12 protein-coding genes are annotated in these 11570 nt (G+C 62.2%); 11 read left to right on the plus strand and 1 reads right to left on the minus strand.

Features of this window, described 5'->3' with window-relative positions; all coding sequences use genetic code 11:
* The first annotated feature begins 221 nt into the window (after positions 1 to 221).
* Genes ACVC7O_RS22845 through ACVC7O_RS22860 form a run of 4 tightly spaced genes read left to right on the plus strand, consistent with a single transcriptional unit; the run spans position 222 to position 2733 of the window.
* Entirely contained in the window at positions 222 to 608 is a 387-nt protein-coding gene (locus ACVC7O_RS22845; RefSeq protein ID WP_458326427.1) for a DUF6010 family protein, read from the plus strand.
* Positions 609 to 611: 3 nt separating this feature from the next.
* Complete coding sequence (locus ACVC7O_RS22850; protein WP_458326428.1) at positions 612 to 1271, plus strand: TVP38/TMEM64 family protein; 660 nt, start codon at positions 612 to 614, stop codon at positions 1269 to 1271.
* Between the two features lies 1 nt (position 1272).
* Positions 1273 to 2286 (plus strand): cation diffusion facilitator family transporter, encoded by a 1014-nt coding sequence (locus tag ACVC7O_RS22855; protein WP_458326429.1) that lies wholly within the window; start codon positions 1273 to 1275, stop codon positions 2284 to 2286.
* A 54-nt stretch (positions 2287 to 2340) separates the two neighbouring features.
* A complete protein-coding gene (locus ACVC7O_RS22860) occupies positions 2341 to 2733 on the plus strand; it encodes a DUF411 domain-containing protein (protein WP_458326430.1) in 393 nt (130 codons plus the stop codon).
* Here ACVC7O_RS22860 and ACVC7O_RS22865 read toward each other — a convergent pair.
* Positions 2730 to 3293 (minus strand): Crp/Fnr family transcriptional regulator, encoded by a 564-nt coding sequence (locus tag ACVC7O_RS22865; protein ID WP_458326431.1) that lies wholly within the window; start codon positions 3291 to 3293, stop codon positions 2730 to 2732. The genes ACVC7O_RS22860 and ACVC7O_RS22865 overlap by 4 nt on opposite strands.
* A gap of 76 nt (positions 3294 to 3369) precedes the next feature.
* On the opposite strand from ACVC7O_RS22865, the gene ACVC7O_RS22870 reads away from it, so the two are divergent.
* From ACVC7O_RS22870 to repB, 7 genes are all read left to right on the plus strand, one after another.
* On the plus strand, positions 3370 to 3894 hold the full coding sequence (locus ACVC7O_RS22870) for a hypothetical protein (protein ID WP_458326432.1): 525 nt from the start codon (positions 3370 to 3372) through the stop codon (positions 3892 to 3894).
* Between the two features lie 108 nt (positions 3895 to 4002).
* Positions 4003 to 4560, plus strand: a complete 558-nt coding sequence (petA, locus tag ACVC7O_RS22875; RefSeq protein ID WP_458326433.1) for a ubiquinol-cytochrome c reductase iron-sulfur subunit — start codon at positions 4003 to 4005, stop codon at positions 4558 to 4560.
* A gap of 528 nt (positions 4561 to 5088) precedes the next feature.
* Entirely contained in the window at positions 5089 to 5457 is a 369-nt protein-coding gene (locus ACVC7O_RS22880) for a hypothetical protein (RefSeq protein ID WP_458326434.1), read from the plus strand.
* 138 nt (positions 5458 to 5595) lie between these two features.
* Entirely contained in the window at positions 5596 to 7452 is a 1857-nt protein-coding gene (locus tag ACVC7O_RS22885; RefSeq protein WP_458326435.1) for a ParB/RepB/Spo0J family partition protein, read from the plus strand.
* A gap of 820 nt (positions 7453 to 8272) precedes the next feature.
* Complete coding sequence (locus tag ACVC7O_RS22890) at positions 8273 to 8611, plus strand: DUF736 domain-containing protein (RefSeq protein ID WP_424972934.1); 339 nt, start codon at positions 8273 to 8275, stop codon at positions 8609 to 8611.
* Positions 8612 to 9125: 514 nt separating this feature from the next.
* Entirely contained in the window at positions 9126 to 10343 is a 1218-nt protein-coding gene (gene repA / locus ACVC7O_RS22895; RefSeq protein ID WP_458326436.1) for a plasmid partitioning protein RepA, read from the plus strand.
* Between the two features lie 73 nt (positions 10344 to 10416).
* Complete coding sequence (repB, locus tag ACVC7O_RS22900) at positions 10417 to 11406, plus strand: plasmid partitioning protein RepB (RefSeq protein WP_458326437.1); 990 nt, start codon at positions 10417 to 10419, stop codon at positions 11404 to 11406.
* Positions 11407 to 11570: the final 164 nt, after the last annotated feature.

Raw genomic sequence — 11570 nt, forward strand, 5'->3', positions numbered from 1 at the left:
CCCGTCTGGCCGTTCGGCCGTCTGTTCAATAGATCAAGCTCCACAACACGCAGAATAGATCGTTCTTTCGGGAAAGACCCGCACTTCGTTTGTCGCAATATGTATCAATTGGCCTGACCCGTCTTGACCTTCCTGTTGCTGGAAGTCCCACCTGATGCGACATGACAGTCGCACGACCAGGCCCATCGGGGCAGAAACCCTCCCACTCAGCGCATCTAACCATGGCGGCACCCGCGTGGATCGGTTTGGCGTTTTTTGTGGTCACAGTGCCCGCCCACTTTCTTCTTGAAACGGACGACTCGCTTGCCCTGGCGGCGGTCAAGCTGGCCGTGATCGGCGGGGCCAATATCGGGTTCGGTGCCGCCGATGGCCGTCAGTCCGTGTTCTGGTCTGAGCTCGGCGTCGCCGTTTTTTTCGGGTCGGCGGCCGTATCGGGCCTTCTTTGGCATTGGGTGGCCTTGCCTCTGGGCCTTGCCGTCCATGCGCTGTGGGATCTGGCCCATCACAATGCGGGTCGCCTCGCCCGGGTCCCGCACTGGTACATCCCGTTTTGCGTTGTCTTCGACCTGATGGCGGCCGCCTTTCTGGTGCTGCTTTACACGAGGTAGCCCATGGTACGTGTCGTCGTTCTCGTCCTTCTGGGGCTGGTGCTCCTCACTTTGGCGCATCCAAACCTTGTGGGCCTCGACATCGATCTGCCGGAGCGCGATGACCTGCGGCGCTGGATCGATGCGGCTGGTCTTCTTGGCCCGGTTCTGGTCGTGGCGCTCATGACGTTGGCGATCGTGGCCAGCCCCCTGCCCTCGGCGCCGATCGCGCTCGCGGCCGGGGCCGCCTACGGTCACACCTTCGGAACCCTGCTCGTTGTGCTCGGCGCAGAAATTGGCGCGCTCGCCGCATTTTTGCTCGCGCGTGGGCTGGGGCGGCCTTTCGTGGAACGCCATGTCGGCGAGACGATCGGACGCGGGCTTCTGGGGTCACAGAATACACTGACGGTTTTGGTGTTCGGCAGTCGACTGCTGCCATTCCTGTCTTTTGACATGGTCAGCTACGCCGCAGGACTGAGCGTCCTACATCTCTGGCGGTTCGCCTTGGCGACGCTCGCCGGGGTCGTTCCGGCAAGCTTTTTGCTCGCTCATCTCGGCAGCGAGGCCATGAATGGCGACGTTCAAACCGCCACTTGGACGGCCCTGGCGCTCGGCGGGTTCACCGCGCTGTCCGCCCTCATTGCGGTCTGGCGCGGCACCCACACTACAAAAAAGGAAATCTGACATGGCCGCTCATGGACACGCCGGACATATGCCGTCGTCGGGCAAGGCTCTGGCGATATCTGCCTGGTTGACCGGCATATATTTCCTGATCGAACTGGCGGTCGGGCTCTGGACCGGATCGATCGCGGTTCTGTCGGATGCGTTTCACACGTTGTCCGCCGTAGGCGGTGTGCTCGTCGCCATCATCGCGCAACGGATAGCACGTCGACCGGCGGATATGGCGCGCAGTTTCGGCTGGTATCGCGCCGAGATCATTGGCGCGCTGGTGAATGGCGGCTTTCTTCTCGGCATGGCGCTTCTGGTGATCTGGATGGGGGCGATGCGGCTCGGAAACCCGATCCATCTGCCGACGGGGCCGATGCTCTGGGTGGCCTTCGGAGGCTTGGTCACCGAAGTGATCTCGCTCGGCCTGATGTGGAAATCCAGCCAGGATGATCTGAATGCCCGCGGAGCCCTCTGGCACATCATGCAGACCTTCGTCGGTAGCCTGTTGATCATCGTGACCGCGCTCGTCATCGAGTTCATTGGCTTTCTGGCGATCGACCCGATCCTTGGCATGACCTTCGGGGTCGTGCTCCTCTGGGCCTCGATCGGAGTTATCCGCGAGGCAGCGCATATTCTGTTGGAGGGGACGCCCGACGGCACTGATCTCGAGGCTGTGACCGCCGATCTGCGCGCGCAGGACGGCGTTCTTGATGTCCACCATGTCCACGCCTGGACCCTGACAAGCGGCAAGCATGCCTTCTCGGCCCATCTGCGCCATGCAGAACCTGCCGATGCCGCGCGCATCCTTGGGACCGCCTATACGCACCTGACCAAGCATCACCGGTTTCACATGGTGACCCTGCAGCTTGAAACGGATTGCCTAGACGAGCGGCACGCACAGGATCTGGACGTCACGCAATCGATGGAGCCTCAGGCAGAGCTTCATGCACCACCCGCGCACCGCGATCACCTCGACAGTGCCTCTCCAGATGCTAATCTCGAACACAATTCAGAAGGAAACGATACATGAAACGACGTAGCTTTTTGGCTGACCGGTGCTGCCGCGACACTCGCGCTTCCGGCGATGGCCGATGCCGGATCCATCATCAAGGTTGTCAAAACCCCGACCTGCGGATGCTGCACCGCCTGGGTCGACCATGTGAGGCAGGCCGGGTTTCAAATCAAGGCCCAGGATGTCGACCAGGACACCCTTTACGCGCTGAAAGACAGGCTCCAGATCGCGCCGGAGCTGGCCGGGTGCCACACCGTCGTGGTTGGCGATTATTTCATTGAGGGCCATGTGCCGGCTGAAGACATCGCCCGGCTTCTCTCAGAGCAACCGACGGCGCGTGGACTGACTGTGCCCGGTATGCCGATGAGTTCCCCCGGCATGGGCGGTCCCGGCGCCGGGGACACCTTCAATACGCTGCTTGTCGGGCTTGATGGCGAGACATCGGTCTTTGCCAGTCATAGCTAGGCCAATCGGTAGGTCCCGCGGGACGGGTTTATGACCCGACCCGCTTCGACAAGCGCTCGCAGTGCGCGGTAGGTGGCTTCCTGCGTCAGCTGAAGGCGCGCAGCAAAATCAACAACGGTACCATCCAGAAGACCGGCGACGATCCCCGCCATCACCCGATCTTCAGCGCGGCGGATGCCGACTATTTCCATGATTTGCCGGTGCGCCTGAACCTGTTGGGCCGCTTGGCGCCCATAGGCCCGCGCGAAGTCCGGGTTTCCAAAAGCGGCGAGAACCGCGGATTTATCGATCCGGACCAACTCGCCTGCACCCATCACGATGGCATCGCAATGATAGCGCTCTGAAAAGACTGAGGCTTCAGCAAAGCTGGTCCCCGGTGCCGCCCTGTGAATGATGAGGCGCTCGCCATTCGGACCGACCCGCTCGAGATGCACACGCCCGCTCTTCAGCACATAGAGGCCCCGGGTCCGTGTACCCTGTCGATAGAGCACGTCGCCAACGGCAACCGTTTGCGGCCAAAGCGCAGTTGTCGGGAGAAGGTCATAGGGCTCTGGCAACATATGATTGAGATCATATTCTGGAGCAGGCCTGCGTGCTAGGAAAAACGGGTCTCGTGCCGTTCAAGAGGATCCCGCCATGCGCCTTGTTACTCTGCTGCTTGCCCTGTCATTGTCGGGGCCCGTCGCGGCCCAGCACAACCATTCCGCAACCGGGCATGTGATGTCAGGTCCGCAGGAAACCGGACAATCGGCTTTTGCCGCCATGGCCGAGATCGTGGCACTATTGCGCGCCGATCTAGACACCGATTGGACAAACGTCGATATTGCGGCTCTGAGACGACATCTGGTGGATATGGAGCTTGTGACGATGGAGGCCGAAGTCACCCGCAGTGTTCTGCCCGCCGGTATCCGGTTCGAGATCCGGGGGGCACCGCGCGTTCTCGAAGCCATTCGCGCCATGGTGCCGGCCCATGCGCCTTTTTTGGCGGCCGAGACAGGTTGGGCAGTCACGACGGAGGACCTCGGGGACGGTGTTGCCCTCCTCGTTGATGGCGATACCGACCAGATACAGGGCCTCGGATTCTTCGGGCTCATGACCATCGGCGCGCATCACCAGGAGCATCATCTAATGATGGCAAAAGGCGCACCGCCCCATCATTGAGCCGACGATCGGCCACAGTTTCCCACTGCTGGCCCCCGGGTCGCAGACAAAACGTTACAAAACCCGCGTTGACGTTCCGGCGCGGGAAGGTTGCACGCTCCACATGATATGGATGCGACCGACGACACTGGACGCAGGGATTTCCTGTATTTTGCGACTGCTGGCGCGGGCGTGGTCGCCTCCGGTGCGGCGCTCTGGCCGCTGATCAATCAGATGAACCCTTCGGCGGATGTGCGCGCCCTGGCGACAATCTCGGTGGATATCTCCGGGCTCGCCGAAGGCACGCAATTGACTGTCAATTGGCGCGGAAAACCCGTCTTCATCCGCCACCGAACGCAAGCTGAGATGCTCCAGGCGCGTGAACAGGCGGTCTCCGCCTTGCCGGACACCGATGCCCGAAATCCCAACCTTCCCGGCGAGGCCACAGCGCTGGATGAGAACCGCGCCATTCCGGGCCATGACGCCTTTTTGGTGATGATCGGTGTCTGCACGCATTTGGGATGTGTCCCGCTTGGCGATGGCGCGGGCGATTTCGGAGGATGGTTCTGTCCCTGCCACGGGTCGCATTACGATACCGCGGGACGTATTCGCAAAGGCCCCGCGCCGGAGAACCTGCACATTCCACCTCTGGCCTTATCCGACAACATGGTGCTGACGCTCGGTTAGGCGCATGAGATGTTGTCAACCTGACTGGCCCGCAAACCGCACGGTTGGGCAGGCTCTAGAGCATAAGTTGCCCCGGAGCCAATACTGTCTCCGCCCTTCCGGGTAACGATCCTTCGGGCACAAGACAAAGGCAATCGCGGGCCTGCCCGCGATCACGCGGTCAATCGACGGGGTGCCGCCGCTCTGCTTTGGCACCCCCGACGGTTTTGCATTTTTCCTCCGCCTGACATCCAAACGACGGCGCGAACAGGGGCTCGGGTGCCGCTGACGCGTCAGCCTCCGCCGGAGAAATCCGGTGCCTCCCGTCGGCTGATGTCGCCGGGTCCCTCCCGATTTCACTGCTTCGGCCCCCTGTGTCCCGCCGCCGCCCGGCCGCAGGTCGGGCTGTGCCCTTCCCTGCTCTGCCTTTCGGAAGACGCGGGGGTTTTCCGAATGCCAGAGACAGGGATGGCCCACGCCCAGGGCGGACAATGGGCCAAAGCACAAAAGACCCATGCCGCGCCAACCACGAAGGAAAGGAGCGAGACCATGGGCCTCGATCAATATGCCTATCTCAAGACACCCGAAAGCGGAGACGAAGGGGAAGTGCCCGCATTCGTCTGGCGCAAGCATTCCAGACTGCAGACCTTCATGGAAAACCTCTATGTTGCCCGCACCGGCTTCTCGGCCAGCGACCTCAACTGCGGCGCGTTGATCCTCGCGCTCGAGGACATCGACCGTCTGGAACAGGCCGTCACCGATGGCACCCTGCCCCAGTGCGAGGGCGGCTTTTTCTATGGCCACCAGTTTCAGGACGAACAGGCGCAGGACTACCGCGCCTATGATCTGGATTTCTGCGCCTGGGCGCGGGCCGAAATGCAGACCGGATCGACCGTGATCTATTCCTGCTGGTGGTAGGTCGCCCGACAGCGCCTCAGCGACGCCCTGAGCGCGTCTCTGACCCCTCCTCCACCCTTTTCCACCCACAGGCCTTTCTGCGCCGCGCTCAGGGCGCAGGGCGGCCCCTGTCCATCCAAACCGAAAGGAGACTTCCCCATGACCAAGCAAGACTCAATCCTCACCGACGCAGGCAGCATCGAACTGGTGCCTCTGGACGCCCTCACACTCTCGGACATCAATCCGCGCAAGAGCGTCTCGGATGCCCATATCGATACGCTGGCGGCCAGTATCGCCCGCTTCGGACTGATCCAGAACCTTGCAGGCCTGCGCAGAAAGAAAGGCCGCGTCGAGATCGTCGCGGGCGGATGCCGCCTGCGGGCATTGCAGAAGATCGCCGCCGAGGCCGAAACCCCTGCCCCGGTCACCGTCCCGGTGCGCATCACCGAGGATGCCGAGGAAGCCGCCATCTGGGCCAATGCCGAAAATGCCGCGCGTGAAGCCCTGACCCCGGCGGATGAAATCCGTGCCTTCGGAGCGATGACGGCCAAGGGCGCAACGGTGCCCGATATCGCGCTGGCCTTCGCCACCAGTGAGGCCCGCGTCTATCAGCGGCTGGCCCTTGCCGCGCTGCCCGCTCCGGTCATTGATGCGTTGGCCGCAGGCGAGATCACCCTTGGCGCGGCCAAGGCCTTCACCCTGTCGGAGGATGCGGCGCTGACGCTCACACTTCTGGAGCAGATCAAGGGGCACCCGATCTCCGAGGCGCAGTTGAAATCCGCGCTTAATCCCGAAGCGGTGACCGGCAGTGACCGCCGCGCGCTCTTTGTTGGCCAAGAGGCCTATGCGGCCGCAGGCGGCGTGATCACGCAGGACCTGTTTTCACAGGCGGTCTATTTCATCGATCCGGCGCTGCTTGATGATCTTTTTGACGAACGGCTCGAAGCGGCGCGCACCGCGCTGGTGGCGGATGCGGGCTGGCTCTGGGCTGAGGCCAACCGCGACCCATGGCTCAACTACTATGAGATCGATCAAGCCAAGCTGACACGACTTTACCCTGTCGAAGGCGATCTGAGCGCGGCGGACGCCGAGGAGTACGACCGGCTGGCCGAGATGTGCGAGGCACGTGTGCTCGACGCGGACGGCGAGGCGCGGCTGGCTGATCTGCAAGCCACCCTCGACGGTGATTACACCGATGACCAGAAGCGCGTCTCGGGGTGTCTAATTCTTGTAAATCAATCGGGTAAGGTGGAGATCACCGCCGGGTTGGTGCGCCCCGAAGACAAGGATGCGGCGATTGCGGCGGACGTTCTCACAGCCCCCGAGCGCCCTACCCCCGCGCCAAAATCGCCCTACTCCCAAAAGTTGATGGCCGACATGCAGGCGATCCGGCTGGCGGCGGTGCAATCGGCCCTTCTGGCCAAGCCGGACCTCGTGCTCGATCTTCTGGCCTTCGGCCTGTCGGATGCCTCCGGGTCGTTCGAAAGCCTCTTCGATTTGCGCCTCGGACGTCCCAACAACGTGCCGAGTATTGAGGATGGGTTTGACCGCGAGCCGCGGCTCGATCACGGTCTCGACGCGACTACTGCTTGGCAGACCGGCACCCGCGCCGATGATCTGGAGGAGGCTTTCGCCGCCTTTCGGGCCACCGGCAAGAAGGCCCGCAACGCGGTTCTCACCGAGGCCTTCGCGCGCGCCCTGCCTGATCAGGCAGGGGACGAAAGTCTTTTTGCGGCCATCGCCGCCGAGGCCAAGGCCGACATCCGTGCCCATTGGACGCCCACGGCGGAGAACTTCTTCTCGCGCGTCTCCGCCGGGGTGCTGACCGACCTGCTCTGCACCTTTCTCGACTGCGATACCCGCGACGCGCGCGTGGTGTCCTTCGGCAAACTCAAGAAGGCGGAGAAGGCCGAGAAGCTGGAAAAGCTGATCGGTGATTCCACCACGCAAAAACTCATGGGGCTGACCTCCGAGCAGAAAGACAAGTTGGCGATCTGGGTCCCGGATTGCCTCTGAGCCTTCCTTCGTGGGAAGACCACCTGGCCCCGCTCCGGCGGGGTCTTTTTTTCTTTGGCCAGAATGACTGCGGGATGACCCAAAAATTGTCCGGCGGCGGGGCGGAGGAATTCCCCCTGCCCCGCCGCCGGACCGGCGCTGCCCGCGCGGGGGTCGCTGCGCGACGGGAGGTGTCGGGGAGACATTCAGTGGGAGCTTATCAGGCCTGAGGGGTGTGGAATGACGGCCTGTGGCAGCTCTTGGGCGTGCTGTTGCGGCCAGTGGATCGGACCGAATGCCCATGTGGCGGGGCGGGAGCGTGACACCCGGCGCTGCAGGCATGGGGCTTGGATGGATGGTCTGCCCGCGGCGACCTGGGCCGAGACCCTGACGGGCATAGCACGAGATCGCCTAAGGCCGACGCCTAAATGCAGCCGTTTTCAGGGTTGGCGGCATCGGGCTTATGGCCGTGACCGGTGCCGGAGACGGGCTAGCAAGTTCCCGGGCGAGGGCCGGGATGGTGTGCCGCTTGGGGGACGGGCGACATGCATCATCGAGGTGCAGATCCTATCCAAGCCATTGGCGCTGGTCGAGGCAGTCACCTGTTGTTGTCGGGGCGTCCGGCCTGTCTTCGACTGGTGTTGCTGAGCGTGGCCGGTGGCAGGGCGCCCGGGGGCCGCAAAGGTGGGAGGCCGTCTTTTTCCCCTGCCCGTGCCGGGCATTCCGCGCGGATCAAAAAGCGCGGTCCCCTGCCCTTCTCCGCTGCGCTGCGCCTGCGGTGCTGCCCCAGGGCTCCCTGCTTTGGTCACCGGCATTGCAACACCAGACAAGGAGACACGCAATGACCCCCAACTGCATCAAATTTGACACCGCCGAGATCGGCACCGCCAAAGGCACCGGGTCGATCTCGACCCTGACCTTCGATCTCGACATCTCCGTGGAACCCGTGACCAGCGACAATCCGATGGCACCTACCCACCGGGTGCTGGGCCGCTCGCCCCGCGGTCGTCTCGTCGAATGCGGTGGCATCTGGCGCAAACAGAACCGGGAAACCGGCGCGGACTATTTTACGCTGACGATCCGGGACTACGGGTTCAACGCCAATCTCGGCCAAGCGGCGCATCAGGACGACCCGACCCTGCAGGCCGTGATCCCCTGGGGGCCCAAAGAGGCCGCATGAGCCCGCGGTTGGCCGGGACACCCGGCCAACCCACCTGGGCTTGGTCTTGAGAATCAGTGTCCGATTCTTTCCGATACGGCAACTTGGATTGTTTCTCACCGGCATTCCCGCGGGATGGCTGCAATGCGCTCCCTGCGGCAGACCGTGCTTGTAGCTCAAGCCTGCACGGGTGGTCGCAGGCACCGTCTGTCTGGCTGCGCGGTTCATGTGCTGCGGACCGAGAATTGCTTTTTGACAGCCGTGCAAATCGAGAAAAAGAATTCAAAACAATAATATAGGTGAATTCTGTCGCCTTTCATGCATGGGTGCACTGGCTGGATCGGCGCTCCGTCCTACCAGATGTTGCAGGTTCTCTTGCCCTGTCTACGGGGTCTTGTGGTCTCCCCGATCTCTGCCATGATCCGGCAGCGCTTTGCCGCCTGCTGAAAAAATCGTTGTGGATAACACACTTCCGCTGTAGTCACAGTTTAACGAAAGAAATCGCGATAAAAGCGATATTAGGCGAGGCAGCAGGATGGCGACAGCACCATTCCGGCAAGACACAGGCGAGTTGGCCTTCGATGAAATCATTCTCCAGCAAGGAGAACTGATTTCCGACCGACTCAATATCTTGCGTCGGGAACAATACCCCCCCGATGCCCAGAAGGGTCTGCGACAGTTTTCTCTCGCCGAAGTGGCCTATTTCCTCGGCGTCACGCAGTCGACGATCAAGAAACTGCATCTGGAGGGCAAGGGACCGGAGCCACAAACCTCGGCCTCTGGGCGGCGATCCTATTCCGCAGCACAAATGCTCGAGCTGCGCGCTTACCTCGATGCCCATGGCCGTCCGGGCAAGCGCCGTTACCTGCCGCATCGCACCGAAGGCGAAGAGCTGCATGTCATCTCCGTCGTCAACTTCAAAGGCGGCAGCGGCAAGACAACGACCGCCGCTCACCTAGCCCAACATCTGGCGCTTAAAGGCCACCGGGTGCTGGCGGTCGATCTCGACCCCCAGGCATCCCTCACGGCGCTGCACGGGATTCAGCCTGAATTAGACTCTGTTTCCTCGCTTTACGAGACCCTGCGCTATGACGGAGAACGCCAGCCGATCAGCGCGGTCATCCGGCCCACGAACTTCCCGAACCTGGACATCGTCCCAGCCAGCCTCGATCTGCAGGAATACGAATACGACACGCCGGTGGCCCTGACCAGCAGCGACCCCTCTGAAGGCCGCGCCTTCTTCACGCGCATCTCGAAGGCACTGGAAGAGGTCGAAGACCGCTACGACGTGGTGGTGATCGATTGCCCGCCCCAGCTTGGATATCTGACTCTAACGGCCCTGACAGCGTCGAGTTCGGTGCTGATCACCGTGCATCCCCAGATGCTCGACGTGATGTCGATGAGCCAGTTCCTCCTGATGCTGGGTGGCATCCTGCGCACCATCCGTGAAGCCGGGGCCGAGATGCGGCTCAAATGGTTCCGTTATCTGGTGACACGGTTCGAACCCACCGATGGACCGCAAAAGCAGATGGTCGGCTTCCTGCAGGCAATGTTTCCCAACCAGATGCTCGAAGCGCAGATGGTGAAATCGACGGCGATCTCGGATGCCGGGATCACCAAACAGACATTGTACGAGGTCGAGCGGGCGCAGTTCGTGCGGTCGACCTATGACCGCGCGATCACCTCTCTGAACGCCGTCAACGACGAGATCGCCGGTCTCGTGCATCAAGCCTGGGGGCGCGAGAGCCCATGAGTTTGACAGCCGTGCAGATTCGTTTTGACAGCCGTGCAGACCCGGGGTCTCGTGGCCCGAAAAGGAGGGCATCATGGCCAGAAAAGACCTGTTGAAATCCGTGATCGGGCAGCCGACCGATCCGCCGATCGATGGTGGCCGCTCGAACTACGCGATGCGCGGTGCTTCGAAATCCATGAAGGTCTCGATCGACAGTCTCGCCGAAAACTCCAAACGCCTTCTCGAAGGCGAAACCATCGTCGAAATCGATCCCGCCCTGATTGATGCCTCCTTCGTCAATGACCGGCTCAGCGGCGATGATGAAGCTTTCGAAGAGCTGAAAGCTTCGATCGCATCAAGCGGGCAGGACACGCCGGTCCTGCTCAGGCCGCATCCGGTGGCCGCCAATCGCTACATGGTCGTCTTCGGGCATCGCCGGGTCCGCGCCGCGCGCGCGCTCGGACGGCCGGTCCGCGCCGTGGTCAAGGAGATGGACGATGTCGCCCATGTGCTGGCGCAGGGCCAGGAGAACACGGCCCGGGCCGATCTCTCCTTCATCGAGAAGGCGCTTTTTGCCAGGAACCTGCATGATCTCGGCCAGGCCAAGGAGGTGATCCAGCAGGCGCTGACCATCGACGGCACGCTCTTGTCGCGCATGCTGTCCGTCGCGGGGACGGTGCCGGGCCATGTCATCGCTGCAATTGGACCGGCCAAGCAGATCGGGCGGGACCGCTGGGAAGATTTCAAAAAGCTGATGGCGGTCAAAAGCAACGTGACGGTGGCCGATCGGATCCTGGCCACGGAGGGGTTCGACCAGCTCGACAGCGACACAAAGTTCGAGATTTTGCACAGCAAGGTGACCGAGGCGGGCAGGGCGCCCCGGCGCCGGGCGGCGAAAGCCACTCCGGCCAAGCGCACCTGGACCGCAGGAGAAGGCCGGATCAAGGGCGTCATCGGACGCGCGGGCCGTGCCTATACCATCTCGCTGACATCCAAGGATTCCGCAGGCTTTGGAGAGTTTCTCTCGGAGAACCTCGATCAGCTCTACGCGGAGTATCTGTCTCAATCGGAGGAGACATCATGACCTGAGGCAAAAGAAAAGCCCCCAAGCCGATCCGGCCCGAGAGCTTATCCAAATAGATTAGACACCTTCTGGATACCGCTCCCGCGAATCACTGTCAACGAAAGAACGTCGTTTTGGCGACCGGGAATCTTTTGCCTCCACAAAACCGGAGGTGAGATACAGGC

The organism is Roseobacter cerffii (assembly GCF_054226325.1).

Bases quoted from the DNA above. Each gene is read 5' to 3' on its own strand.
- repA (WP_458326436.1), top strand. From the start codon at position 9,126: ATGGCGACAGCACCATTCCGGCAAGACACAGGCGAGTTGGCCTTCGAT.
- petA (WP_458326433.1), top strand. From the start codon at position 4,003: ATGGATGCGACCGACGACACTGGACGCAGGGATTTCCTGTATTTTGCG.
- ACVC7O_RS22870 (WP_458326432.1), top strand. From the start codon at position 3,370: ATGCGCCTTGTTACTCTGCTGCTTGCCCTGTCATTGTCGGGGCCCGTC.
- ACVC7O_RS22865 (WP_458326431.1), bottom strand. From the start codon at position 3,293: ATGTTGCCAGAGCCCTATGACCTTCTCCCGACAACTGCGCTTTGGCCG.
- repB (WP_458326437.1), top strand. From the start codon at position 10,417: ATGGCCAGAAAAGACCTGTTGAAATCCGTGATCGGGCAGCCGACCGAT.
- ACVC7O_RS22880 (WP_458326434.1), top strand. From the start codon at position 5,089: ATGGGCCTCGATCAATATGCCTATCTCAAGACACCCGAAAGCGGAGAC.
- ACVC7O_RS22845 (WP_458326427.1), top strand. From the start codon at position 222: ATGGCGGCACCCGCGTGGATCGGTTTGGCGTTTTTTGTGGTCACAGTG.
- ACVC7O_RS22855 (WP_458326429.1), top strand. From the start codon at position 1,273: ATGGCCGCTCATGGACACGCCGGACATATGCCGTCGTCGGGCAAGGCT.
- ACVC7O_RS22885 (WP_458326435.1), top strand. From the start codon at position 5,596: ATGACCAAGCAAGACTCAATCCTCACCGACGCAGGCAGCATCGAACTG.
- ACVC7O_RS22860 (WP_458326430.1), top strand. From the start codon at position 2,341: ATGGCCGATGCCGGATCCATCATCAAGGTTGTCAAAACCCCGACCTGC.
- ACVC7O_RS22890 (WP_424972934.1), top strand. From the start codon at position 8,273: ATGACCCCCAACTGCATCAAATTTGACACCGCCGAGATCGGCACCGCC.
- ACVC7O_RS22850 (WP_458326428.1), top strand. From the start codon at position 612: ATGGTACGTGTCGTCGTTCTCGTCCTTCTGGGGCTGGTGCTCCTCACT.